The sequence below is a fragment of the Bacteroidia bacterium genome (genome assembly GCA_033391075.1).
GTDB lineage: Bacteria > Bacteroidota > Bacteroidia > J057 > J057 > JAWPMV01.
In genome coordinates, this window is record JAWPMV010000001.1 from 7,595,031 (window position 1) to 7,620,047 (window position 25,017).

Below are 25,017 nucleotides of genomic sequence, written 5' to 3' on the forward strand. Positions count from 1 at the left end.
ACTACTGGATGATTTTAGGTAAAACTAATAAAGTTTCTGTTCCGCCATGTGCTAATTCTCTGGCTTGATAACGAATGTTTCCGCCGTATTTGGCTCGAAGCATATTGATCCTTTCTTCGATAATAGTAGTCGAGACAGAATGATGTTCTCTTTTTATCTCACTCTTTTTGCTTTTGCTCAGACCTATTCCATTGTCGAGGACCTTTACATTGATAAATCCTTCTTCAACCTCTTCCATTTCCACCCTCACGATACCATCGTCCTTTCTGTGGATCTTGCCATGTTCGATTGAATTTTCAAGTAGAGGTTGGATCAAAACGGGCGGAATCTTGGTTTTTTCTTTACAGATTTCATCCGCTACCTCAATCTGGAACTCAAATTTGCTATCATAACGCAGCTTCTGAATGGTCAGGTAGTTTTCCAGCGTATCGAGTTCTTCTTCTACAGAAATAAGCGGGGCAATACTCTGATCCAAAATCTGCCGCATCAGTTTGGCAAATTTCGCGAGAAAGTAAGCCGCTTTATTGGGTTGGTCGCTGACCAGAAGATAATTTTGAATAGCTCCCAGGGCATTGAAGGTAAAATGCGGATTCATTTGGGAACGTAAGAGCCTATGTTTGAGTTCGCTCGATTTCTGCTTGGCCTCGAGGATTTTGTTTCGGTTTCTCTGGAAGATGGCAACAGAAATAAAGAGAATGATCATGATTACCAGAACGGCAAAGCCCAGAATCCGCTGAAAGACCAATTGCTGGCTTACTTTTTCCTCATTCAGTTTTGCGATTTCGACATCTTTTTGGGAAGTCTCATATTTCCCCCTCAAATCCTCCAGGGTTTCCGCTAATTGCTGGCCCGCCAGGCTATCTTTTAAAGCTATCTGTTTTTTATAATACTGAAGTGCTTTGTCCGGCTGATTATTTGCCAGAGCTACCTTGTGTTTCAATTCAAAATGCTCAGCTTTGACCTCCATACTTGAATTCTCAAGCATGATCTCAGATCCCATATCCATGTATTTGAGTGCTTTTTTGGGCTGACGTTTTGCTAAATAATATTCAGCGAAAGCTTCATAAAGCTGTAGGTTTTTAACTGGACTTTTTACGTATTGAGCAATGGAATCTGCCTGCTGAATGTATTGAAAGGAGACGTCAGCCTGGTTTTCTTCGAGGTAGATACCTGCGAGGGAAAGATATCCCATAAGGCGGATTTCATGCCTCTTCTCAACTTTCGTTATTTCAATGGATTCTTCAAAGCATCTTTTGGCCATCTCCAAATCTTTCTCCTCCTCATAATAATACCCAAAGTATAAGGATGGAATCCCCTTTCGGCCAAAGCTGCTGGGTAAACTGTCGGAAAGATGAGAGGCTTTCTGAAGATTTTCCAGAAGTAGATCTTTGTAAGGCCTTAATTCCTCAGGACTCAACAACATTTTTTTCTGATTGATGATATCTGCATATACATCATAGTATTGAAGATAAACTTCCAGTAAGCCGCTATAGCTATCATTTTCTCTTAGAAATTTTTCCTGTTCGAAAAGGGTTTTTATACTCTTTTCGTATTCCGACATTTCTCGATAGGCTTCAATTAGTTCAACGTACAGCCGATCTTTAATTCGAGTTCTATTATTTATCCAAAGATCATTGTCTTTTGGATTGAATTGATCAATGTAAGATATCCCTCGCTTCGAACAGGCAATCGCGAGTTCATTTTGGTTGTACTCATTGTACTGCATAGCAGCATTATAGGTCGTCATGGCAGCCTTGAGGTACCTTACCTTACTCCTTGAGCGGAGGTTGAGGTCTTCTGCCTCCCGCATTTTAGAAAAATAAATGCTGGTGTCCTCATAAAAATAAGTGGCTCCAAAATAGGTGGTGAAATAGGCTTGCATCCCCAATGAGTCAACACTGGCAGAGAGCCTTATTCCTTCATTGGCATAAATACGAAGGGAATCATCATTATTGGTCTTTGCGCGATTGTAGTAACTACAAATGCGAAAAGTTGCCTTCAGTTTCTCCGGAATATCATGCTGAGTCCGAAAAACTAGCTTGAGGCTGTCGAGATCGTATTTTTTAGCGTGGGAAAGATTTAGAGAAAGAGCAAGAAAAAGTAGTGAGCATACTAGTGGCCGCATAGCTAAAATAAATCAATGTTTCATTCCCCCCATTATGGCGGTAATGGAAATTAGATCGAAATATTGAGTTGTAATTTAGCAACCCGAGTGTTTCTTGACCTGGAGTTCTCGGACGCCATGCAGGTTTTTTAATCAGCCCTGATTAGCATATAGCTAGAGGGCAAAGCATTTCTTCATTACTTACAGTCCTAATCTAAACTGCATTAATAACAGTTTATTGCTGTATCAGCACTTAATATACGTCTTTTGTATTATTTATTCCTTAAAATTGTCATATTTCTTATTCCCATGCCCTAATTCTCCAGTTTTGTTTTTGCAGCATCTAAAGACCAGCAGGTATATAAAGGGTAGTATTTTGACCAGTCTTTTTGGGGACAATTTTTATCTATATAGCTCAATACTTCCTTAGGCAATTCCTCCCAGTTTTTGCTCAATTCTTCGATCATGCGGGCAGCCAGGAGTCGGACTTGTTCATTTTCGGAAGCAAAGCCCTTTAGAAGAACCGGCATAGCCTCTTTGCATATTCCTTTTGCACAAAGACTTTGGGCGGCTGTCATTCTTACCACTTCGATTTCATCGGATAAAAGATGGATTAAAGCCCTTTTACTATCTTCTTCCTTCCATTCGTGCATTTGGTAGTTGAAAGCGGCCCAATACCTGAGCACCGGATTTGGGTCTCTTGCATGTTTTTGCAAGGCTTTTTCATTCCATTTTCCCGGGATTTGAACCTGGCTCAAATGCAGGATATCTGCCAGGGGATATTCCTGCTCATTTTTTAAGACTTCATAAATACTTTCTCCTTTTTCCCTGGCCAATTGGTGCATATAGGCCTCCGGGATTAGGCCCGAGTCAAAAGTTCTCATAGACCAATCCTCTTGCGCTTTCCGCATGCTTGTTAAGATGTCGATATACGCGGGATTTCCTGCGAGATTGTTGGTTTCATAGGGATCATTTTCTGTATCATAAAGTTCTTCCGCTTTTCTTCTGGATAGCCACATACTCTGCTGGGCAGGAGTGAATTTTCCCTCTGCTTTAATTCTTCTCAACTCTTTCATGATCTCTGACTGATCGGTATAAAAGTTGTCCTGGATTAAAGGAAGATGAGGAAGATAATTTCGGATATATCGATACTTTTTTCCTCTTACGGTTCGGGCAATTTCATAGGCTTCGTCAACCCGATCAGCATGACCAAAGGCATATTCCTGGGTCTTTTTCTCTTTTCCGAGAAAGGGAATTCCTTCCATATAGTCTGGAATGTCTATGCCCGCTAAATGAAGGACTGTGGGCGCAAAGTCTGCGAAATTTACCAATTCAGAATTGCTACTTCCAGCTACGAGACCCAATTCTTTTTGCCATTTTTTAGGGGCTCGTATTATCAAGGGAACCCGCAAACCGGAATCGTATAAAGCTCGCTTGGAACGAGGCATGCCTGTACCATGATCACTATAGTAAAAAACAAGGGTATTTTCTGCTAAACCATCTGCTTCGAGTTCCGCGAGAATTCTGCCTACTTCCCGATCCATCAAAGCAACACATTCATAGTATCGGGCCCAAAGCTTCCTGACTGTAGGGCTATCGAAATGGTAGGGTGGGATATTCATCTTATCCGGATCCTGTTTCTCCGCATTTGTCAATTTAGAGCCGTAGCGTTTGTGGAAGGCTTCGTCAGTCCCGAATATCTGAGATTGATGGGTAGTCATAATATTGAAAACAGAGAAAAAGGGCTTGCCTTCGGGACGATTTCTCCAGTGGGCTTTGGGGCTTTCGTCATCCCAGATATCTCTGTCAACAAAATTGTAGTCCATCTTACCTCTATTGCTACAATAGTATCCAGCTTGTTGCAGATATTTAGGAAAGGGGCGAATCTTTTTGGGAATTTCGATTACGGATCGTAGGTGCTGAGTGCCCAGGCTGGTGGCATAAACACCGGTAATCAAGCAGGATCTGGAAGGAGAGCAGACAGGAGCAGTTGCAAAGGCATGGGTATACTTTACTCCTGCACTGGCCAGCTTGTCGAGATTGGGAGTGTGGGCGAGCGCATCACCATAAGCTCCGATAAAGGCATTCATATCCTCGCTGGTAATCCAAAGGATATTTGGTTTTTCAAGTTGAGGCCGAAAATTGGAAGCAGTATTTATTCCTAAAATAGCAATGAATAAGAAGCAGCGAAGTAGATGAGTCAACATAAGATGATTGATTTAGGCCAAATCAATCTAGGAGCTTTCTTATTCAAATACAAAGACTTCCAGGCTATCAGAACTCATAGCTTCTATTGTCTCTTTCTTTCCTTTCAGAAATTTGTCAAAGAATTTAGCACTATAAGTATAAGTGATTTCTATCGGCCGTGAAGCTATTTTCTTTTCTTCCTCATTATCTGCAAAGCGAATATTACTGCTATAAAACCCACTGTGATTGGTGTTTCCGATTAACACCCGATAGGCTTCGGATTTGACCTTTTTGCACAGACCTTCTCTTCTGTCAAATAGAATTTTATAGCCAGCATGATTTTTATAGTCCGTCAGATCTTCTACAAAAAGTAAAGGCTGCTCCATACCTTCTTCCAAAGACTCGGGCGGAGGAGTTCCGTCCAGATTGATGCAGGCTTTTATGCGTTGGTCTGCCCTCGCAGCATAGACAGCCGCAAATCCTCCAATAGAATGTCCCATAACGCCAATATTGTCAAAGTCGATGATAGCTTCCAGCTCTTCTTCTTTGGCTAATTGATTGAGGGCAAAAATCAGATCCTGTGAAACAAATCTTAGCCTGTCAGCCTTTGCCTCCCGGTATCCTTCTGCCGTGATTTCTTCCGGGATTTTTAAGGTCTTCAGGCTATCGTGAAACTGAAGATTGCTTACGCTTACTTTTTTGTTCTCTCCGAGTACATACTCACTCTCGTATTTAACATTTACCCCCATAACGATATAGCCCTCTTGTGCAAATCTCTCCGCATAAGTGGTATAATAGCTACTATGAGCTCCTAGTGCAGGAGCAAAAAGGATCAGGGGATATTTTTTCTCTGCTTTTAAGATGGGAGCGCCCAGCAGTCCTTTTGTTTTTATTTCATTCACCAATTGAAAATCTTCTTCAGACCAGGAAGTTAAATGAGGTTTTGCCTCTTCCAAAAAAGGCATATAGGGAGCTTCCTTAAATTCTTTTGTCAGCTTGTCATGTGTCGGGTACCACAATTGCACCAGCACTTCTCTGTATGCTCCTGCTTCATAAATCTCATCTGCACGATTCCAATCGGTCCAGCTATAATAGCGACTCCCAACTTTTTCCGGATGAGAATCATAAGGACTCTCTTGTAAATGTTTGTCTACGCAGGAGGGTAGTAGCAAGACCAGGACGAAAGCCAGGGTGAAAGTCTGAAGTAGGGAGTTCATGCCTTATAATATAGGTGTATGCAGAAAGAGGTAGGGAACTGAGGGAAAGTTGGAATTGGGAGAAAGAAAAGGAGGCTGTATTTTTAGGTAAATGATTGCTTATGTCGGAATCTCTTCGTGTACCTCTGATAGATGTTTCTCCTTTGCTTGAAAAAGGAGGGGATAAAAAGCTTGTTGCTCAGGAACTTTCTACTGCCTGCCGGAAATTTGGATTTTTCTATGTGGTGGGACATGGAATTTTAGAATCGCTACAGGAAAGGATAGAAGTTTTGAGTGCCCAATTTTTTGCCCTGTCCCATGAGGAGAAGATGAAGATCAGGATGGAATTGGGAGGGAGAGCCTGGCGGGGCTTTTTTCCAGTTGGAGATGAATTGACTTCTGGTAAGCCAGATATGAAAGAAGGCCTGTATTTTGGCTCAGAACTGGGGGAGGAGGACACTCGGGTGAAAGCAGGTCTCCCTATGCATGGAAGAAATCTATTTCCCGCAGCAATCCCCGAACTGAAAGAAGTTGTGCTGGAATATATGGATGCCGTGAAGCAATTAGGCCATCGACTCATGGAAGGGCTTTCCCTGAGTTTGGGTCTGGAGGAGAGTTATTTCGAAAGACATTTTACCTATGATCCCCTGACCCTATTCAGAATTTTCCACTATCCGGCTTCTACTCCCAAAAGCCTGGAAGAAGAACTTTGGGGGGTAGGCGAGCATACAGATTATGGAGTACTCACGATTCTCAAGCAGGATAGGGTAGGAGGACTACAGGTAAAAACTCAAAATCAATGGATCGAGGCTCCCTATATCGAAGGATCGTTCATTTGCAACATCGGCGATATGCTGGATCGCATGACAGGAGGATACTATCGTTCGACTCCGCATCGCGTGCTCAACCGCAGTGGAAAAAGTCGCTATTCCTATCCCTTCTTTTTCGATCCTAATTTCCATGCAGAAGTTAAGCCGATTGATCTGGCACATGTTGAGCAAAAGGTTGATGATAAATCGGAGCGTTGGGATGGTGCCAGTGTACATGAATTTGAAGGCACTTATGGGAAGTATGTTTTGGGGAAAGTTGCGAAGGTTTTTCCGCAGTTAATAGGAGGGATGTAATCTTTCTTTTTTCTGAGATGAAAGTGGTTTCTTCTTCTTTTCCTTAGATGAAAAGAAGCAAAAATCAAGCTGCTGCAAACCAGCCACACAGTCCAGCCCCCGCACCCGATGCAGCAGCGGGGCCCCGTCGCGCCAGGGGAAGTGTTGACGTGTTAAAGTTGATTATAAATCTGAATCTTTCCCACCCACTACCCAAGCGCGATGGCTCGGCAGCGCCAATGGGGAAATGGGGCGGCGAGTGCGGCTGGTTCTTGGCGCTGCGATTTTTGACTCCATCTTTTTCTAAAAAAGATGGAAGAACGATCAAAAAAAGTCAGAACAAGGAACAAGGAACAAGGAACAAGGAACAAGGAACAAGGAACAAGGAATGGAGAAATGAGAAGTAGAGTCCAAACACCACTCTAATACGCAAATACCCAAACACCTCTCCCCCAGGCGCGATGGCTCGGCAGCGCCAATCGGGAAATGGGGCGGAGAGTGTGGCTGGTTCTTGGCGCTGCGATTTTTGACTCCATCTTTTTCTAAAAAAGATGGAAGAACAATCAAAAAAAGTCAGAACAAGGAACAAGGAATGGAGAAATAAGAAATAGAAGAAAACTACAACACTAAAACACCACAACACTATCCTTTCCTCTCCATTAAACTCTCCACATAAAAGCCAATTTTCTCAAAACCAATACGCTCATAAACCTTGATCGCAGCTCCATTATCCGCTTTAACATTGAGACCGATATAACGGACAGTCTTTTGCAATTCATAGCAAAGTTGCTGAGTCAACTTTCCAGCAATCCCCTTGCCTCTGTGATCGGGATGCGTGGTGATATTGCCTAAAGCAGCTGCCTGATATTCTGCGGAGTAGACATGGATACCTGCGATTCCTGTAAGCTTTCCCTCTTGCCAATAGCCCAGGTATTTTCCAGTTTCCAGCATACGGGGATCAAACCAATTGCCGGGATAGGATGCTTGGTAAAGGGAGTAGATGGAGGGAAGATTTTCCTCTGACAAAAAGCGAATATTTTCATCATCAATTGGCCCCACTTTTTTGGCTAAGGCCATCTTTGTATGTAAGGCAGGATGATGTATGCTAAAATCCTTCTCGAAGAAAGGCTGGATAGATTCACTAAGATGGCTGTAGAAACTATTGGGTAAGAATGATTGTATTTCCTCGAGTAAAGTCAAAGCCATTGCAGGATCTCCCTCATGAAAGAGCAGGAGGGTAGGCGTTTTCATGCCTACATAAAGGAGGGCAAGTGCCTCTATTTTATCCTTGGACTTTAAGGCATACCAAATGGTCTTGGGCCAGAAGAAATCGTCCAGGTCGCCGTAGAGATAAATGTATAATTCAGGATTTTGGGACAGAAAAGGAAGGAGCTCTTTTTTGTCATGAACCATGTAGAGCATAGAACTAGAAATTGAAATCCAGACAGGCTTGCCATTGACCGGACTCTTGCTTTTCCCAAACGATCACATAATGGCCCGTGCCCGTACTTTCGTACCTGCCAATTTCAAAGAGAATATCGTCCTGTACTTTCAATTGCTTGACGGGAATGAGTTGGATTTCCCAATTAGGATTGGACATATAGGCATATCGATCAATGATCTCTTTTCTTCCGACATCCACTCTGCCGCCATTTACATAAACTGCCTCGGGACTGTATACTACTTCTATCAGCTGGGCATGATCGTGCGCATTGGAATATTTCATCCAGGCTTCCGCATAGCTATTTATCATTTCTGTTAAGGGAGTCTCTGAGTCTGTTTCAAGCTGGTAAAGGATCTGAATCTCTCTCAACCATTTACCACTGATCCTCTTCCAGCCCACAATGGATGCATATTTCCCATTTTGGCTTTTGTAAATCCCCATTTCGAAATAGTTGTTTTGCCGATGAGGAATGAGAGCGAGCTGCTCATAAGACTGGATATTTTTGATTTGAGAGCGATATATCAAGAGTTTGCCATAGGACTCATCTTTCCCCTGAAATACTTTGCCTTCCAGAAAAAGGCTGGCTTTCTCCCAAAACTGCTGAGAATATTTACCATCATTAAAGTCCTTGATCCAAACTTTGTGAAGACTTTGAAAATCTTGCTGGGCGTGGAGCATATGAAAGCTGGCTCCAAAGAATAAAGCGGTAAGTAGTAGGTAGCGTATCATAATCCTATCAATGAGAGTTAAAGGTCGGCAATTCTTCTGCTTTGATCACACAGGTCGTATATCCATTGGTAACCAGGGCATGTCCCAGGCCTACGCGTTTATGCAGGTTTTTGAAATAATGGGCATCAGCCATACTGGGACCCATGGCTCCCAGGTAATTTTCTTCGGGTTCTCTGTAGTGATTGTGTAGGTGATAAATGAGCTCCCAATCTTTTTGTGTGAGACTATCTACCTGATCCGTTACTGCATAGGGCTTGGGAGGAAAGGGAGCATCACTGGCTGAGATATACACCCGAATCAAATCAGCCTCTTCATTATTCAGGATAAATCCATGAAACTCTGTCGGATGACTGAGGAGAGGAAAACGACTGATTTGATAATTGAGAATCTGGGCTTCCAGATAATTGATGTCGCGTATCCTTCCCGCATATCCCTGATGGACGATCTGCCAATTGTCCAGGCTATCGAGGGGGAGATCACTCTTTGCTGTGACACTGCGCTCCCGCTTCAACATAAATTCCAGGCTATCCGGACCGATAGCTCCTAATAAAGAATCACGAAAGATCTGTATGGCCTCCGGAATTTGAAAATCCGTTTCCCAAAGTCCTGCTTCATCTGAAAACTCCCAGTATTGATGAATTTCAGGCCCTTCTTGCTGAAGGACGAAGGGCTTAAGAACTTGAAAATCGGGGAGTGGGCGCTTGCTTTCTTCTTTCGTCCCCTCACAAGAAATAAACAGGATACAAATCGAAAGGAGAAAGAGGCTTTTGACGGTGTAGTGTGAAAGCATGACTAGGTATCAACTTGAGAGATAATCTTATCTACCTGTTTACGGTGTCGATCGAAATGAAGATTCAAAAAACTCATTTGCTGAATAATCTTGATCCGGCCGACATTGGGATTGTTGAAAAATTCGGCATGAATGAGTTCTTCGCTCATGGGCTCAAGAATCTCCTCTAGCTTTTGACGAGTAGCCGTCCAACTTTCCTTTATTTCCTCATAATTTCGAGGCTCATCTCCTCCCATCAGGCGCTTGGGTGCCCGGTATTTTGCAAAGGGAATGCGGAGAGCATTGTGCAGAGCGAAAGATTTAAACGAAGTCATGAATCCACTTTTTTTTAAAGGAGCATTATGACTTAATTTTTTCTCGAGATAATTGATCGTAGCCAACTCGATTTTCTCCAAATGATCCAGTACCTGCAAAACACACCAGGTGCTTTCATCCGGTCTTTGGGATAAGGTCGGATTTGAATAACTATCCAGTTTTCTGAGGAGTTCTACTTTCTTTTGCTCGAAGGAATGGAATTCTTTTTGAAGGGAAGGGTTCATATGAGCTCATTAAGGCTAAACAAGTATTGATCGTGCCTATTCCTGCTTCTTTTCTCCACTCAAGGCAGTAATCTCAGTTAAAAACACCTTCCTAAACTCGACCTCTGCTCCTTCTGCCTGCAAAGCGATCTGCCCGGAGCTGGCTGTACTTTCGTAGCCATAGTTCACCAAATCTCCATTTACCCAAACCTTGATCTCATTTCCCAGGCATTCGATCTTCATGGCGTTCCACTCGCCCAAAGGTTTTTCGGAGCCATCTGTCAGATTCAGGATACGCCTTTTCTTTCCTTCACGGATGCCCCATTCCTCTTTCGGGCCACGGCGGGCTTCCATATCCGGAACTTTGATGTCTTCCACAATGCACCAGAAGTCGCCGGCATTTTCGTGATACATTTGAACTTCTATAGATTTTGGAAACATCTCATACAATGACCGGGGAGTTGAGGCATGAACGAGCACCCCACAATTGCCGGGATCATTGGCAAAGCGATACTCTACCTCCAGCCGATAATTGCTGTAAGAAGAATCACTAATCAAATGCCCATTAGGAAGGCCGAGGCTTATGAGTTTTCCATCTCTTACCAGGAAGGGTTTTTGTAAACTACTATCACTTTCGAGATCCGGTACATCCATGTACCAGCCACTCAAATCAGTGCCATTGAAGAGGCTTTTGCTTATAATTTCAGGCTCTGATTCACAAGCCACAAAGAGCAGGAAAAGAGGTATGATATATGGGGATAATCTCATGATTGGGGAAATGACCCGTATATAGTCAAAAAAAGCACAAACTTCCAGTTTTGAGCCTGAAAAGCCCGATTTTTTACAAATTTAGAGGTTAATCCAATAGGTCAATTTGAATACAAGTGCCCGATTCTTGCTACCAAAATCCTGTGGGAAATAGTTCTCTGTATAAACAATGAAGAAATCCGATGCAGGTTGATAGCGCCATTGAAAGCGTGCATTGAGATTTATGTTATCAATCAGGCTATTGTATTGAAAATAAGTAGTGAGGAAAATCGCATCCGTTAGGGTCAGGTCTATCCTCGGCCCAATGAGAAAGAAATCCTCTTGCCCGTAATTGTCCGGAAGGTCAAGTTTATTGTAATCAAAAACCAATGAGATATTTCCATAGGGTTGATATCTGGCATTCAATCTGCCACTCAAATTGAGCCGGGTTCCATTATAAAGGCCTCCGTATCTTCCTTCTAATGCCAGATTGACGGTCTTGCGGGTATCACTTTGAAAAGAAAAACCAACATTGTTCCAGGAATATTCTTCTCCAGCGAGGTACTTATCATAGGCTGGATTAAAGGTTGGATTAAAATCAAAGGTCAATTGCTGATATGTCCGGCTATACCCTACGGCCAATTGAGTTGTATTCTTAAAGCTAAACTCATAGGTGAGCAGATAAGATTGATCAGTCAAAGTTCCTCCAGGTATATAATTTTGATTGGCTTCATAGGCCGGCCCCAGAAATACCAGCGGTCCCTTTTTGGGATAATGTTTATATGATCCCTGGCTAAAGAAACCGATCTGTCCGGGATAAACGGATTGTCCGGGAACAAAACCTACCTCTGCATTGAAGTTGTCCTGTACAACGAAATTACCAACAAAAACATCCCATCTCTGACTGGCATATCTCCAGAAAGTGGACATAGAAAAGCTTTTATCATCATAGATGGGATCAAAGGACTTTCCGAAATAAGAACTATGGTACCACTTATTATCCTTACTTCTAATCTCTACATCCGCAGCCAGGACTCGATTGAAGTTATTTCGGATTCTTCTAAAACCATTGCCTGTTACGGGAACTTCTGGAAAGATGGTTGGGTGGAAGAATTCGCTCGTATCATTTTCTCCTACGCCCAGGCTTTGTTTATTCACCCAACTCAGAGAAACACTGGATTGCTGCCAGAGATTGCGTTGAAGAGTAGCGACCGTATAATTCTGTGCAGGCAAACCGATCGACTCTTCTGCCTTGGTTTGCATATTCAGAACACTCATTCGCCAATTTTCATCCAAAGATCCACTCAAACGCGCACCATATAAAATGGGGAGCCTTCTGAATAGCCCCGAACTGTCCTGAGCAATACCGATCCTACGGGAGAAAAAGGGACGAACCATAGGAAATCCCATATCAGCAAAGAGGTCGCTGTTTTCAAGAAAGAACTGCCTCCGCTCCGGAAATTGGACTTCAAAACGAGTCAAATTGAGTACCTGTTGGTCTACTTCAACCTGTGAGAAATCCGGATTAAAGGTCAGGTCCAGATTCATCGAAGGTGTCACACTCACTTTTGCATCAAATCCCGCCTGGAAATCCGATGCCGGCTCTGCTTCGGGATCGAGTTTATTTATAGATCTGTTTCCCGCTATATAGGGGATTACCGAAATATTGGTTTTAGCAGGAGGAATGGGGTCATCCCATACCAACTGTCCTGCAAAGGCCATAGAAGCAGTATTGAACTGAATGGGAGTTTGTATCCATGAAGATTTCTCATTGCGTTTCAGGTCTTGTCTGTCGAAAGCAATGTTCCATTCTTTGAGATCACTCTTATAGCGAAAACTCTTAAAAGGAATGGCCATTTCTACCGTCCATTTATTGGGCTCCCGAACTACTTTAGAATACCACTTATTGTCCCAGAAGGTATTGAAAGAGCCATCGCTGGATCCCCCGCCTGACATCACCCCTTCCATTTGTACGCCTGCAGGAGTGAGGGTAAAGAAGAAACCATTTAGGTAGTCATTGAATGGGCCAATGACAAAACCAACATTGTCATTGAGTGGATAATCAAAGTCTCTTCGCAAAGAGGTGATGATATCCGGCGTTTCATCATCTTCACATTCAAATGAAGCGTAGAGAAAATCATCATCGAAGGTTACTCTGGCAATGGTTTTGACAGAAGGCTTGATTGTATCTACCGGAAAATTGAGGTACCAGTTATCAGCGACTTGTGCTGTCTGCCAGTCTGCTTCATCGAGTACACCATCAATGGTGATTTTTCCTTTTGCCTTTTTGATATGAATTTTTGTGCCGGGCTTGTTTTGGGCCAGCAAAAACACGGGTATGAAAAACAGTAGGATGAATAAAGATCTCATCATTCCTTATAGCTTATCGTCAGATGTAAGTTCTGAAACAACGACCGGTCCGCTGGCATTGTTCCCTGGAAATTTTGCGAAGCTAAAACTAATTCAAGGAAAATTCTACTGAAATTTTTTCATAGGCATAAAGGATGATGGCCTTCGTCGAAAAAGCCTTATTGTTGTCTGTTTCTGATAAATTCGAGCGTGCCTTCCAGTACATCATCTACCCCATTATTGCGAACTTCTTTTATAGGAAAGTCTGGGCGAACACCTATGAGGTTTCGGCTACCATTTGGCCTGATTATGAGGGCCTTGGGAAAGGTGATGTTAATCCGGGAGTGGGGGAGAGGAAATTGGTGAACGGCTCCAAAACTTGTCGGCGTGTCAGCTGTGATTTCTCCCAAAATAGTCCCGAAACCATAATCTTTGATAATGGCGGCTGTTGATACGGTATTCGAATAGCTGTAGCGATTGATGAGGACGTAAACTTGTCCATGATAGCGTTGCTGAACGGGAAGGGGTTCATAGGTGCCAAAGGGAATCTGAAATTGCGCGCCATTTTTATTTTCAAGAATCTGGCTACGCATTCCCTTCAGATTTTCCTGCTCCACTCCTTCCCAAAACTTTTTAGTAATCTCCGAAGTCCGCACATGAAATTCAGAACAGAACCAGAAAGCTTCATGTGCAAAATAGGATAACATATAATCACTGAAAGAATTATCTCCGCCTGGATTTCCTCTTAGGTCGATGATGAGATGTTCGCTATTTGACGATAGAATTTGCGCAAAACTTGAATCAATAAATTGGACGAATTCGCTTTTGTCAAAGGTATTGTGCTCAGAAGTATTTCCATCAGCAGATTGATTTAGGAATAAGCCCGGTTTGAGGTAGGCAATGTCTTCGATGAATTTAAATTCCCGACTTAAGTCGAAGAGATATTCTTTTTTTTCAAAATGTTCTTCCACTTCTGCTGCTGCTTTTGCTTCAAGCTGTATCGAGTATTGCTTCTTATCTGCTTTTCTTATCAGCTGCAGTTCAAAGCGCTTTACTTCGTCATACACCAACCAATATACTCGCGCAAATTCCAATTGATTGATTAGGCTATTTTTCAGGTACTGACTTTCGCCCGAAAGATGCGCATACATATCTGCCATGACAGATGCTATGGGTTTTCCATTGATCGAAACAAGTTCGTCTCCTTGCTCAATTTCTTCTCTTTCAGAATAGTTCTCGTTGATGAGTACTCTTTTGCCTTCCATATCCATGGAAAATGGGAAAAGGCTTCCTCCTTTTTGAATATAAGGGCCATAGTTTGTTTGGAAGGGAAACTCACTGGAACAATGGGCCAATTCTGAGAGAGCTACAAAAGGCTGAACCCGGCGGTGGAAATCCAGCATATCAACGGAATCCGTCAATCCTGCTTTCAATTCTTCTAAACGCTTATCAAAGACCACTTTCTCCGTATTAACATAGAGATCATAGTGGGTTTGTTGTAGGGTAGTGTATAAATAGTCCAGATCTTCCTTGGCCTGTTTAGCAGATATTTTATTGGGTTTGGCTTGAGCAAAGAGGGAAAGGCTCAAAGCCGAAAGTATAATACTTAGTAGGAATCGTCTCATGTATTTATTTTTTCAGAAGACGATTGGGGAGGGAGTTTGTTAACAAGCTTAAGATAAACTAAAACTGGTCCAGCTAAATAAATCTGTCATCCCGGCCTTACTCCAAGAGCCAGGACCTCTAGCTGCAACAATTAAAGCTAGAGATCCCGGACATCTACATAGATTCCGGGATGACAAGCTGTTTTATTCTCAATGTACATTGTCATCCCGACCGTAGTGGAGGGACCTCAATTACCTTTTAGCCATTATTAATGCTACAGGAGAATAGATATGTTTGTGAAAAGAGCTTTAGACCCTTCCACTTCGGTCAGGGTGACACGAGTTGTTTGGAAAGTGAGGATAAGTCATTCCCCTTACTCCAACTGACTAATAAAATTGGGTAAAGAAACCTCGTCCAGAAAAATCAGTCCATCGAAATGCAAAGAAAGGTTCATATACTTATCTCCACTCAAATTGATAAAGGTATCCTCCACTTCGATTTTATGGAAGAGCCATTCATTTCCTTTACCCGGCTTTTTGGGAATCTTTAAATAGGTAGCAAAGGCATCTATCTCCGCCATGGCATGTTTGAGGTTGAGTTTGCTGTCCTCTGGCGCTTCTATTTTCTTTTCTTCGCGATAATTACCTGCATACCTCCCGCTTCTCGCAAAAACTCCAATCGAAGACATGGTATCTCCATAGGTCTCTTTTAAGAGTTCGCCCATCACCAGTTCTTTCTCATTGTATTTAGCGATGTGATAATTATGTCCGATGATGATGATCTTTTTCTTTGGGTAAATTTCTTCTGCTAACCAGGCTACATTACTGGCCATGATAGAGTCTCGGGCTGCCCATCTTTTGTTCCAATCCTTGTCTTTGACAAAGTCCAGATAATAGCTGAGGTAGCCGATACGGTTTTGAAGAACCCTTTGGGTGAGTTTATATTTTTTGGTCTTTTTATAGGGAGACTTGCGCTTCAGTTCAGCAGCCAGTTTGTGATAATCTCTGATTAGAGATTCCGTCTCATCTTTCAATTCTTCATAAGGTTTTCGCTGGCTAAGAGATTTTGAAAGGGAACTAAAGCGATTTTCAATATTTGTATATCTCGCGGAAGGAATCAGGGCCTGACCAGCACATTCCTGGAGTAAATATTGAAAGGATCCCCCTGACCTTTGCACATCAAAACCGGCAATCTCAATTTCCTCCTCTTTCACAAAGGCCATCAATTCTTCGAAAGCCGAGGTTTGCCAAATGCCAAAAAGACCTCTCGTCAATTCAGCAGCTGTTTTGGTTGCCTTCTGGCAATTGGGTAAAATGAGTTCACCGATGCCCGACTCAAATAAGATAACATCAAAGTCCAGTTTTTTGTGAAGACTCCTGATCAGGCTGTTTCTGACTTCAAACATTTCACGTGAGCCGTGATTTGCTTCTCCGATCAAAACCAATCGGGATTTTCTTACATCCTTGAGTACGTTCTTCCAGTCTGTTAATTGGAAGTTCTTGTCACGAGAGAGAACCGAAGTGTGTTTTTTGATAAAGAGACTAGCTTCTTTACTGAGGTTTTGTCCAAAAACCGGCGTGCAGAAAGCTAGCAAAAGGACGAATTGCAGGGCTTTCATAAGATTTAGGTATTAGGCTTGTTCATTTATTGACAAGGAAAGCAGATCGAGGTTGCGGCTTTGGTCCAATTGACCATCAGGAAAAATAAAATAAAGTAAAATTCAGGCTGAAACGTCAGCAAGTATATATGAGCGAAGAGAGTGCGCGGAGCAAACAGTCAATCACGCAGATCATAGAGGAATATCAGGCTCCCCTGAAATCCTTTATTAGATCCCGTTTGGCTTCGGAGGAGGACACAGAGGATATACTTCAGGAAGTTTGGTACCAGCTCAGCAAAAATCTTCCGAATGGAAAGATAGAGAATACACGAGCCTGGTTATATCGGGTAGCTCGCAATAAGGTCATAGATTCTTATCGTAAGAAATCGGCTGATTGGCTGGAGGATTATGTGTATGAAGAGGAAGAAGGAGATGCCTATCTGATTGATTCTTTATTGGAGTCGGATGAAAGTCCGGAAATGGATTTTCTCCGGGAGCAATTCTGGGAAGATATGTACGAAGCCCTGGATGCCTTACCCGAAAAACAAAGAGAAGTCTTTATCCTCAATGAATGGGAAGGAGTAACCCTAAGAGAGATTGCCGAAAGGAGAGGAGAGAATCTCAAGACCATTATTTCCCGAAAAGGCTATGCAGTTCGACATTTACGGGAGCGATTGCAGCTGATTTTTGAGGAGTTTTTTGGAGTAGATTAAAAAAAGTGAAAATAATTTAAAGTAAAAGAAAGAGTAGTACGACTGTATTAGTGAACGTGTTAATGTACGAGGGTGTTAGTGTGTTAGAGTAGTTTTAAAAAGCGCTAACACCCTAATACACAAACACACTAAAACTCACTAAAAATTTAATTTTAAAAAATATGTTTAATCACTGGAAACATGGATGGCAATGGCCCGAAGATGATGAGCAAATGCGTGAAAGAGGACGCAAAGCAAGAGCCAGAGCAAAAAGAAAATTCAAGCATTTTATGAATGAAGGAGGAAGCTGGAGAAGGCCCAAATACAATATCCCTGTGAATGTCATTGAGAGGGAAACCGAATATGAATTAATGGTTCATGCGGTAACTTATCCTAAAGAGCACATCAAGGTATCTGTGGTAGATGATATGCTGTATATCAGCGGGACGCGCGAGCCGAAAGAGGACAGGCCCAACTTTGTGCTACAGGAGTATCCCATCAAGTCTTTTGAGCGTTCTTTCGAACTGAGTCACAAAGTCGATAAGGACAATATTTCAGCGAAGTTTGTAGACGGTATCCTGGTCGTTACCGTACCCAAAACAGAGGCCGCTCAAAAGCCTGAAGTCAACATTGACATTCAATAGGGTTTGAATAGATTGATGCTTATTATGATGCGAAAGGGACAGACATGGATCTGTCCCTTTCGCTTTTTATTTCCATCACTGTATACCCAAATAGAAAAAATTGTCATCCCGGCCTTAACACAAGAGCTGGGATCTCTAGCAAATCTCGAAGTTTGAAAGTGTGAGGGCTTGCAGGGCTGAGAGATCGTGTATTACAGAGATCCATTTGGTACAGGATTTCTCGGCACACAATCCTCGGCGCATCCTATCCTCGAAATGACCAAAGGCCCCGTCATCTCGAAGTTTGAAAGTGTGAGGGCTTGCAGGGCTGAGAGATCGTGTATTACTGCAATCCATTTGGTACAGGATTTCTCGGCACACAATCCTCGGCGCATCCCATCCTCGAAATGACCAAAGGCCCCGTCATCTCGAAGTTTGAAAGTGTGAGGGCTTGCAGGGCTGAAAGATCATGTATTACTGGCATCCATTTGGTACAAGATTTCTCGGCACACAATCCTCCGCACAGCCCATCCTCGAAATGACCAAAGGCCCCTGAGAAGACAGACAATTGAGCTGTCCGGGGGAAAATAAACTTGTGATGCTTATCCAGCCGGAAAGAAGGAGCTTTGCCAGATACATGCACCTTTAGTGCAATGATCATAGCACAGAAACCCTTTCCCCGGATTTTTTCGGCCTTATTTTACTTTATTACCAGCACTTTTCTATTTACCGGATAGAGCCATTCTATTCCTCGGGTAGTTACGACAGCATCATCTTCTAAAGGGATTCTCAATTTCTTCCCGCCCCATTCCGGGATTTTGGTGTAGGCGAAAAGTTCTATGGATAATAGATTGCCGACTTTCAACTCATATCCTAATCTGACAGGATTGAAGAAAGCAATAGAAGGTCCGATCCCATGTCCCCAGTTTCCTACGGAATGGCAACCGATGATTATATCTGTTTTGTCTGAAGTTCCCGGTTTATTAAACTCTTTCATTTGCGCAAAACCTCCTGCTACCAGAGCCTCATAAATATCTTTCTCAGCCTGTGCTGCAGTAATGCCTGCTTTAATACTATTCGTAATATGCTGACGGGCCTTAAGTCCTTGTTCATAAGCATATTTGATGCTTTCAGGTACTTCGGTCTCTCCTTCCTTCAATACATAGGCAACTCGCTTCATATCCGTATAGAAATTCATCAATCCTACTCCCCAATCCAGCATAAGAATATCCCCTCTTTGGATAATGCGATCTGTGGAGGTGGCTTCTATGCCATTGGGGCCGGTTATATAGACGGAGGGCATACCAAAGGAAGATCCCAGATTATTTGCATGAAGTTGGTCCAGCATCCACCAGGCTACATCTTCCAAAGTAGTAACTCCAGGAGTGATAACCTCATTTGAAAAAGCCTTTTCAGCGATCTGGTAGGAAAGTTCTCCGGCTTCGCCATAAGCTGCAATTTCACTGGCTACTCTTCTTGATCGGAAGTCAGAAGTGAGCTTTTCGGCTGAAGTAAAACGATCGACATATTTCTTTCCCAATATTTCTGTCAATTCCAGGTATTCTGAATGAGAAAGTCCATCTGCGCCTCCGAAGTTTTTCGAAATGTTCAGGCCAATCTTTTGAGGATCTCTTTCCTTTACAAAATCCGCCAATTCTCCAGCCCCGCCGAAATAGTCATACAATCCTCCTTCTTCCAGGAGGTATCCACTGATTCCTAAAGCAGCCCTTTCGATCCTGTCTCCTCCTTTATCTGTAAAAATATAATAGCCATTCCCAGAAGTATAACCAGCTCCCATATCCTGATACAAGGGGTCATAATTTCCTTCGCGATTGGTGATGATCCACATATCGATCCCATTCTCCCGCATGACTTCCGGTAAAATGAGGTCAAATTTATCAGAACGGATCTGGTTCATCTTTCTCCAGCGACGATGAGCCTCCTGTCCTGCCAGATCATTAACACAAAAAAGGATAATTCCCAGGATGATAGTAGATAGACGTAGCATGTAATAGTATTTTTCGGTTTCAAAATGTGTCAGAACTAAGTTAAGGGGAATAAACCCATTCCCAAACTTCTCCATCGTCCGGATCTATGACGGAGCCGACGAATTGAAAGCCATTTTTTCTCAGGATTTTTGTGGAGGCATTTTCCTCCATCAGGGTTCGTGCAGTGATTCGCAAGCCGGGATCGCTTTGCAGGGCCAACTCTAAGAGTTTTCGGCACATTTCACTTGCTACTCCTTTCTGTCTATGGGATTCAAAGGTTCCATAGGCGATTTCAATTTGATTGTCTTTGGGCTTTCCTTTAAATGCTGCTGTACCAACAAGGATTCCGTCCAGTTTCGCAAAGTATCCATGCCAGGGGGGCGTAAATCCAATTTGCTGATAATAGGATTGAGTAAAGTTGAAAATAGCCCTGGCTTCCGGATTTTTCTCGAAATCTTTGAGCTGTTCCGGCCGATTGCTAATAGGGATAAATTCCATGTTTTTGTTTTCCATGACTAAGCAAAAATAAGGAATTCAAAATAGGGATAAATCGACGAGCTTCTTTTCATAAAGTGTCATTGTAGAGGCTTTATATAAATTTCATTTACTGGCATCGACATTTTGTTTAATTTAGGCGAGAAGCAAATGCTCTACAATACAGCTATTATGACTACTAATTCTACCATCGGGACAAAAGTGTCCCGTCTTTCCTCAATTTTTATTATTTCTGTCTTACTCCTCTTTTTCACTCAAAGTTGTGAAGAAGAAGGGCCCTCCCTAAGTTTGAAAAAAGGAGATCACATCATTCTTGTTGGAAATAATTTGGGTTCACGCATGATGAACTATGGTTATTTCGAAACAGAGATGCAGCTACGATATCCGGATAGTGCATTATATATCCGAAATATGTGTGATGGGGGAAATACTCCCGGATTCAGGCCTCATTCGGGAAGAGAATCTCCCTGGGCTTTTCCCGGAGCAGACAGTTTCCAGACCGAGCTTGCCAATCCTTCTGGAAGTGTTGGGCATTTCGAACGGCCTGACGAATGGATCACCAGGCATGAGGCCGATATTATTTTAGCCTTCTTTGGCTACAATGAATCCTTTCAGGGAGAAGCCGGACTCGAAAATTTCCGCGGAGAACTGGATGCTTTTGTTAAACACAGCCTTTCACAAAAATACAATGGAGAATCAGCCCCACAATTGGCACTCATTTCTCCCATTTCTTTCGAAGACCTTTCTTATAAGGTCGATCTTCCCAGTGGAAGAGAAGAAAATAAAAATCTGAAGCTCTATACCCAGGTGATCAAGGAGGTAGCTGCAGCCAATCAGGTATTATTCCTGGATGCATTCGGACCTTCCCGGACCTGGTTTAGTACTGCTCAGGACATGACGATAGATGGTGCTCAAATGAATGATGATGGGTATAAAGTCTTTTCCGAATTTCTGGCCGATGGAGTTTTTGGGAGTAAAGAATCTCCAGCAGAAGCACACAGGCAAGCGGTTCATGAGGCTGTACAGGAGAAAAACTGGCTTTGGCACAATGACTATAAAATCCCTAATGGGGTTCACGTATTTGGAAGAAGGTACAATCCCTTTGGACCTGACAATTATCCCGATGAATTGAAAAAGATCCGTGAGATGACAGACATCCGGGATCAGGCTATATGGGCCGCTGCAAAAGGTGAGAGTATGGATGTTGCAGCTGCTGATGCAAATACCCATACTCTGGGTGTGGTAGAGACCAATTACAAAACTGGAGATTACGGAAGAGGAAGTGCAGGCTATTTGTATGGGGAGGAAGCCGAAAGTAAACTGACAGTTCCGGAAGGCTATAAGATTGAACTCTTCGCTTCGGAAAAAGAATTCAATGACCTGGCCAATCCCATGCAGCTTTCTTTTGATAATAAAGGCCGCTTATGGGTGGCTGTGATGCCTACCTATCCTCATTGGCGTCCCGGCGATCCCAAGCCAAATGACAAATTGATCATACTAGAAGATACAGATGGAGATGGCAAAGCAGATAAGCAAACTACTTTTGCAGAGAATCTCCACATACCGGTAGGATTTGAATTTGCGCCCGAAGGAGTCTATGTATCACAGGGAACCAATCTGGTCCTCCTTACAGATACAGACGGAGATGATAAAGCGGATAAGAAAGAAATTATTCTAAGTGGATTTGATGACCATGATACGCATCATGTGATCAGCGCATTTACTGCAGATCCATCTGGAGCTATATACATGGGAGAGGGAGTCTTTCTCCACACCAATGTTGAAACGGCTTATGGTCCGGTTCGCGGAACGAATGGAGGATTCTTTCGCTATAATCCGCAACGGCATCATTTGGAAAGAACAGCTCAGCTGTCAATTCCGAATCCCTGGGGAATCGCTTTTGATGAATGGGGGCAGAATATTTTTGCTGAAACTTCCGGGCCGGCGGTTCGCTGGATGATGCCAGGGACGATCAAACCCTTATATGGAGTAGCTACTCATAAGTCTTTTGACCTCATCAAGAATGAACATAAAGTAAGGCCTACCTCAGGCCTGGAGTTTATCCATAGCCGTCATTTTCCGGATGAAGTTCAGGGAGATATGCTGATCAATAATGATATTGGTTTTCTGGGAATGAAACAGCATTCTTTCAAAGATGAAGGAACCGGATATGATGTAAACTTTCGCCAGAATCTGGTGGAAAGTAGCGACGGGAATTTCCGTCCGGTGGATATGGAATTTGCGCCTGATGGTTCTTTGTATTTGATCGATTGGCACAATGTATTGATCGGCCATATGCAGCACAATGCGCGTGATCCGCTGAGAGATCATGTTCATGGTCGTATCTATCGGATTACCTATCCATCTCGTCCATTGGTGACACCTGCTAAAGTGGCAGATGCCAGTATCGATGAATTGCTGGACAATCTGAAACTGCCGGAATACCGCACTCGATACAGGACAAAAAGAGAATTGAGAGCCAGAAGTCCCAAGCAGGTACTAAGCAAGTTGGCAGCCTGGGCAGATGGTTTGGATAAATCAGATGCTCGTTATGAGCACCATATGCTGGAAGGACTTTGGGTAAGCTGGGGGATGAATCAGGTCAATCAGAACCTCCTGAGACAAGCTCTTTCTGCTAAAGACTTCAGGGTTCGTGCTGCTGCCGTAAAGGTCTTGCGGTATGTAGGACATCAGGTAGAAGATCAGGGGGATTTACTCTTTGCTGCAGCCCAGGATGATCATGGGCGGGTACGTCTGGAGGCTTTAGTGGCTGCTTCCTGGTTGGATAAAGAGGCAGGAATGGAGATAGTCAATGAAGCTGCGAAGAAGCCATTGGATGAATGGATCGTCAATGCACATGTGACAGCTTTGGCTCACCTCAATGGGGAAGCTGTGAAAGCAAGAGCTCCTAAAGAGATTAAAACGCACTTAGAAGGCGCTGATAAAGATTTGTATGTAAAAGGGAAAGAAGTATACCAAAGAGATGGGCTCTGTTCTACCTGCCATCAGGGAGATGGTAAAGGACTGTCAGCAGCCGGATTCCCTCCTTTGGCCGGTTCCCCATGGGTTACTAAATCGGAAGAATTGCTTATCAAGCTCAGCCTGAAAGGCTTGATGGGACCGATGGAGTTGATGGGGAAAAAGTACAATGGTCTTGTGCCTATGACTCCGCATGAAGGGCTTCTCAATGATGAGGAACTTTCGGCAGTATTGACCTATGTGAGAAACTCCTTTGGGAATAAGGCTCCTGTTATCAGTGCTTCAAAAGTGAAAGCCGTAAGAGAGCAGGTGAAAGATAAGAAAGGCTACTATACGCCTGCGGAGTTGTTGCAGCAGCATTCGATTAATTAGCAAATATTGTTGGAGTAGGGGCAGCTCATGAGCTGCCCCTACTCTTTATCCCAAAATCGTTTCCCTTTCAAAACCTTGTCCATCATTTTTGCGATACGCTCCACTTTGGTCTCCTCTTTCTTGGCATCATAAATCCAGTCCAGATAAAGCTTTCGATCTCCTTCGGTTAACTTCATGAAATTCTCATAAGTTTTTTTGGGTTCCAGTTCGAAACAATCCATAATTTCCTGAGGAATTTCCAAATGAGATAAATCCGGATATAAAAGCACTTTAACCATATCTCCGGCTTCCTTGCCTATTTTCTTTCGAATCTCTTTACGCACAGAAAGGAATAGCTGCCCATTACCCATAGGCATTAATTTGAATCTCTTTAATTCATAGTCGTCAATCCACCCTCTGACAGTCACCCAACCAAAAGGAGCTTTCCTGTCTTGCGGAATCTCCGGGATTTCTGCATAGGTCCAGCCTCCTTTGCCGGGCCATTTCTTTAAGAGGCATTCTCTATCGACTGCGGCTTTCTCGTCTTTCATCTTTTTTCTTGTTCTGCTTGCCAATCAGGGGCTTTCCAAATATGTTGAAGTCCTTGCTTCCAGTTTTTCGCCTGTTTTATATCCCTCCATAGAGCTACCCATTCCATAAAGGTGATCTTCCAGGGATTGAAGGTATTCACGTTTTTTGTCAGTCCATAGACTACGGCTTCTTTTTCCTCTGCAAAAGTCCCAAACATACGATCCCAAATGATGAATAAGTTTCCATAATTCTTATCAATATAATCGGGATTGCTGCCATGATGAACCCGATGGTGGGAGGGGGTGTTAAATATCCATTCTAAAGGCCCCAGTTTGGGAACGGTACGTGTATGCCCCAAAACACCCACCAAAGTGGCTATGGCTCCAGAAACAATTGTAATTGTTGGGTCGAGAAAGAGCAAGGGGAGAAACAGGAAGAAGGGTACCTTTGCCAGGGGCCCAAACCAGGCCTGACGAAAAGCTACCAGAAAATTCATTTCCTCGCTGGAATGATGATTCATATGAATGGCCCACAGAAAGCGTGAACGATGCGAAGCTCTGTGAAACCAGTAAAAAGTAAAGTCAATCAAAAAGAAGGAAAAAAGCCAAACGGCCCAGGTAGGGAGGTAGAGCTTTAGATCGAATAGGCAGAATTGATAAAGGAAGAGGTAGAAGGCGAAGATAAGCGCCCGGGTGAAGAGAATCATAAGGGTATTTCCCAAAAATAATCCCCAAGTTCCCCAGGAATCCCCCCAATTGTAATAGCCGCGTTTTTTCCATGCCGAGTAAATCGCCTCCAGAAGAATGAGGAAAAAAGCAATGGGCAGACCAACTGCATATACGGTATTCGCACTTATATTTTCCATGCCAGATCAACAAAATAACAGCTCTCGCTGGATTTTCGAAAAAGAGAGGTATTTCCTTTTCGGATAAATTGAAGGATAATTTTTAAACAATTGCCGGATTGATCATTTCTTTATGTAAAGCTGT

At 43.0% G+C, this 25,017-nt stretch carries 21 protein-coding genes; 5 read left to right on the forward strand and 16 right to left on the reverse strand.

Annotated elements, in window-relative coordinates:
* Position 1: 1 nt before the first annotated feature.
* The 3 genes from R8P61_30160 to R8P61_30170 all read right to left on the reverse strand — a co-directional run bounded on the left by R8P61_30160 (position 2) and on the right by R8P61_30170 (position 5,508).
* The gene (locus R8P61_30160) at positions 2-2,125 is read right to left on the reverse strand and encodes a histidine kinase (GenBank protein ID MDW3651381.1); all 2,124 of its coding nucleotides are present in this window, start codon (positions 2,123-2,125) and stop codon (positions 2-4) included.
* Between the two features lie 293 nt (positions 2,126-2,418).
* A complete protein-coding gene (locus R8P61_30165) occupies positions 2,419-4,311 on the reverse strand; it encodes a sulfatase-like hydrolase/transferase (GenBank protein MDW3651382.1) in 1,893 nt (630 codons plus the stop codon).
* Positions 4,312-4,350: 39 nt separating this feature from the next.
* A complete protein-coding gene (locus tag R8P61_30170; protein MDW3651383.1) occupies positions 4,351-5,508 on the reverse strand; it encodes a dienelactone hydrolase family protein in 1,158 nt (385 codons plus the stop codon).
* A gap of 101 nt (positions 5,509-5,609) precedes the next feature.
* Here R8P61_30170 and R8P61_30175 point away from each other — a divergent pair, with 101 nt between their 5' ends.
* Positions 5,610-6,611 carry a 2-oxoglutarate and iron-dependent oxygenase domain-containing protein gene (locus R8P61_30175; GenBank protein MDW3651384.1) on the forward strand — a complete coding sequence of 334 codons (1,002 nt, stop codon included), beginning with the start codon at positions 5,610-5,612 and terminating at the stop codon, positions 6,609-6,611.
* Positions 6,612-6,658: 47 nt separating this feature from the next.
* Complete coding sequence (locus tag R8P61_30180; protein MDW3651385.1) at positions 6,659-6,997, forward strand: hypothetical protein; 339 nt, start codon at positions 6,659-6,661, stop codon at positions 6,995-6,997.
* Between the two features lie 235 nt (positions 6,998-7,232).
* Here R8P61_30180 and R8P61_30185 read toward each other — a convergent pair whose 3' ends face one another.
* From R8P61_30185 to R8P61_30220, 8 genes are all read right to left on the reverse strand, one after another.
* The gene (locus tag R8P61_30185) at positions 7,233-8,012 is read right to left on the reverse strand and encodes a GNAT family N-acetyltransferase (protein ID MDW3651386.1); all 780 of its coding nucleotides are present in this window, start codon (positions 8,010-8,012) and stop codon (positions 7,233-7,235) included.
* Between the two features lie 4 nt (positions 8,013-8,016).
* Positions 8,017-8,763 (reverse strand): nuclear transport factor 2 family protein, encoded by a 747-nt coding sequence (locus R8P61_30190; GenBank protein MDW3651387.1) that lies wholly within the window; start codon positions 8,761-8,763, stop codon positions 8,017-8,019.
* Between the two features lie 7 nt (positions 8,764-8,770).
* Positions 8,771-9,553, reverse strand: coding sequence for a hypothetical protein (locus R8P61_30195; protein ID MDW3651388.1), 783 nt, complete (start codon positions 9,551-9,553; stop codon positions 8,771-8,773).
* A 2-nt stretch (positions 9,554-9,555) separates the two neighbouring features.
* Positions 9,556-10,092, reverse strand: a complete 537-nt coding sequence (locus R8P61_30200; GenBank protein ID MDW3651389.1) for a DinB family protein — start codon at positions 10,090-10,092, stop codon at positions 9,556-9,558.
* Between the two features lie 36 nt (positions 10,093-10,128).
* On the reverse strand, positions 10,129-10,839 hold the full coding sequence (locus tag R8P61_30205) for a DUF1080 domain-containing protein (GenBank protein ID MDW3651390.1): 711 nt from the start codon (positions 10,837-10,839) through the stop codon (positions 10,129-10,131).
* A gap of 81 nt (positions 10,840-10,920) precedes the next feature.
* Positions 10,921-13,191: a DUF5916 domain-containing protein gene (locus R8P61_30210; GenBank protein MDW3651391.1), complete on the reverse strand. Its 2,271-nt coding sequence runs from the start codon at positions 13,189-13,191 to the stop codon at positions 10,921-10,923.
* Between the two features lie 155 nt (positions 13,192-13,346).
* Complete coding sequence (locus tag R8P61_30215) at positions 13,347-14,792, reverse strand: S41 family peptidase (protein ID MDW3651392.1); 1,446 nt, start codon at positions 14,790-14,792, stop codon at positions 13,347-13,349.
* Positions 14,793-15,145: 353 nt separating this feature from the next.
* On the reverse strand, positions 15,146-16,390 hold the full coding sequence (locus R8P61_30220; protein MDW3651393.1) for an erythromycin esterase family protein: 1,245 nt from the start codon (positions 16,388-16,390) through the stop codon (positions 15,146-15,148).
* 128 nt (positions 16,391-16,518) lie between these two features.
* On the opposite strand from R8P61_30220, the gene R8P61_30225 reads away from it, so the two are divergent.
* Both R8P61_30225 and R8P61_30230 read left to right on the forward strand, forming a co-directional pair.
* Positions 16,519-17,082 (forward strand): sigma-70 family RNA polymerase sigma factor, encoded by a 564-nt coding sequence (locus R8P61_30225; protein MDW3651394.1) that lies wholly within the window; start codon positions 16,519-16,521, stop codon positions 17,080-17,082.
* Positions 17,083-17,243: 161 nt separating this feature from the next.
* The gene (locus tag R8P61_30230; protein ID MDW3651395.1) at positions 17,244-17,705 is read left to right on the forward strand and encodes an Hsp20/alpha crystallin family protein; all 462 of its coding nucleotides are present in this window, start codon (positions 17,244-17,246) and stop codon (positions 17,703-17,705) included.
* A 322-nt stretch (positions 17,706-18,027) separates the two neighbouring features.
* Here the strand turns inward: R8P61_30230 and R8P61_30235 are convergent, their stop codons facing one another.
* The 3 genes from R8P61_30235 to R8P61_30245 are packed head-to-tail and all read right to left on the reverse strand — an operon-like array spanning position 18,028 to position 20,170.
* The gene (locus R8P61_30235; protein ID MDW3651396.1) at positions 18,028-18,345 is read right to left on the reverse strand and encodes a hypothetical protein; all 318 of its coding nucleotides are present in this window, start codon (positions 18,343-18,345) and stop codon (positions 18,028-18,030) included.
* 39 nt (positions 18,346-18,384) lie between these two features.
* Complete coding sequence (locus tag R8P61_30240) at positions 18,385-19,692, reverse strand: M24 family metallopeptidase (protein ID MDW3651397.1); 1,308 nt, start codon at positions 19,690-19,692, stop codon at positions 18,385-18,387.
* Positions 19,693-19,732: 40 nt separating this feature from the next.
* A complete protein-coding gene (locus R8P61_30245; protein ID MDW3651398.1) occupies positions 19,733-20,170 on the reverse strand; it encodes a GNAT family N-acetyltransferase in 438 nt (145 codons plus the stop codon).
* Positions 20,171-20,338: 168 nt separating this feature from the next.
* On the opposite strand from R8P61_30245, the gene R8P61_30250 reads away from it, so the two are divergent.
* Positions 20,339-23,518 (forward strand): HEAT repeat domain-containing protein, encoded by a 3,180-nt coding sequence (locus tag R8P61_30250; GenBank protein MDW3651399.1) that lies wholly within the window; start codon positions 20,339-20,341, stop codon positions 23,516-23,518.
* A gap of 38 nt (positions 23,519-23,556) precedes the next feature.
* On the opposite strand, the gene R8P61_30255 is transcribed toward R8P61_30250, so the two are convergent.
* Positions 23,557-24,048: a YdeI/OmpD-associated family protein gene (locus R8P61_30255; GenBank protein ID MDW3651400.1), complete on the reverse strand. Its 492-nt coding sequence runs from the start codon at positions 24,046-24,048 to the stop codon at positions 23,557-23,559.
* Positions 24,045-24,893, reverse strand: coding sequence for a sterol desaturase family protein (locus R8P61_30260; GenBank protein ID MDW3651401.1), 849 nt, complete (start codon positions 24,891-24,893; stop codon positions 24,045-24,047). Before R8P61_30260 ends, R8P61_30255 begins: the two co-directional genes overlap by 4 nt.
* Positions 24,894-25,017: the final 124 nt, after the last annotated feature.

Bases quoted from the DNA above. Each gene is read 5' to 3' on its own strand.
- R8P61_30180 (MDW3651385.1), top strand. From the start codon at position 6,659: ATGAAAAGAAGCAAAAATCAAGCTGCTGCAAACCAGCCACACAGTCCA.
- R8P61_30210 (MDW3651391.1), bottom strand. From the start codon at position 13,191: ATGATGAGATCTTTATTCATCCTACTGTTTTTCATACCCGTGTTTTTG.
- R8P61_30215 (MDW3651392.1), bottom strand. From the start codon at position 14,792: ATGAGACGATTCCTACTAAGTATTATACTTTCGGCTTTGAGCCTTTCC.
- R8P61_30230 (MDW3651395.1), top strand. From the start codon at position 17,244: ATGTTTAATCACTGGAAACATGGATGGCAATGGCCCGAAGATGATGAG.
- R8P61_30235 (MDW3651396.1), bottom strand. From the start codon at position 18,345: ATGATCATTGCACTAAAGGTGCATGTATCTGGCAAAGCTCCTTCTTTC.
- R8P61_30185 (MDW3651386.1), bottom strand. From the start codon at position 8,012: ATGCTCTACATGGTTCATGACAAAAAAGAGCTCCTTCCTTTTCTGTCC.
- R8P61_30200 (MDW3651389.1), bottom strand. From the start codon at position 10,092: ATGAACCCTTCCCTTCAAAAAGAATTCCATTCCTTCGAGCAAAAGAAA.
- R8P61_30250 (MDW3651399.1), top strand. From the start codon at position 20,339: ATGACTACTAATTCTACCATCGGGACAAAAGTGTCCCGTCTTTCCTCA.
- R8P61_30205 (MDW3651390.1), bottom strand. From the start codon at position 10,839: ATGAGATTATCCCCATATATCATACCTCTTTTCCTGCTCTTTGTGGCT.
- R8P61_30195 (MDW3651388.1), bottom strand. From the start codon at position 9,553: ATGCTTTCACACTACACCGTCAAAAGCCTCTTTCTCCTTTCGATTTGT.
- R8P61_30190 (MDW3651387.1), bottom strand. From the start codon at position 8,763: ATGATACGCTACCTACTACTTACCGCTTTATTCTTTGGAGCCAGCTTT.
- R8P61_30220 (MDW3651393.1), bottom strand. From the start codon at position 16,390: ATGAAAGCCCTGCAATTCGTCCTTTTGCTAGCTTTCTGCACGCCGGTT.
- R8P61_30260 (MDW3651401.1), bottom strand. From the start codon at position 24,893: ATGGAAAATATAAGTGCGAATACCGTATATGCAGTTGGTCTGCCCATT.
- R8P61_30225 (MDW3651394.1), top strand. From the start codon at position 16,519: ATGAGCGAAGAGAGTGCGCGGAGCAAACAGTCAATCACGCAGATCATA.
- R8P61_30245 (MDW3651398.1), bottom strand. From the start codon at position 20,170: ATGGAATTTATCCCTATTAGCAATCGGCCGGAACAGCTCAAAGATTTC.
- R8P61_30165 (MDW3651382.1), bottom strand. From the start codon at position 4,311: ATGTTGACTCATCTACTTCGCTGCTTCTTATTCATTGCTATTTTAGGA.
- R8P61_30170 (MDW3651383.1), bottom strand. From the start codon at position 5,508: ATGAACTCCCTACTTCAGACTTTCACCCTGGCTTTCGTCCTGGTCTTG.
- R8P61_30255 (MDW3651400.1), bottom strand. From the start codon at position 24,048: ATGAAAGACGAGAAAGCCGCAGTCGATAGAGAATGCCTCTTAAAGAAA.
- R8P61_30240 (MDW3651397.1), bottom strand. From the start codon at position 19,692: ATGCTACGTCTATCTACTATCATCCTGGGAATTATCCTTTTTTGTGTT.
- R8P61_30175 (MDW3651384.1), top strand. From the start codon at position 5,610: ATGTCGGAATCTCTTCGTGTACCTCTGATAGATGTTTCTCCTTTGCTT.
- R8P61_30160 (MDW3651381.1), bottom strand. From the start codon at position 2,125: ATGCGGCCACTAGTATGCTCACTACTTTTTCTTGCTCTTTCTCTAAAT.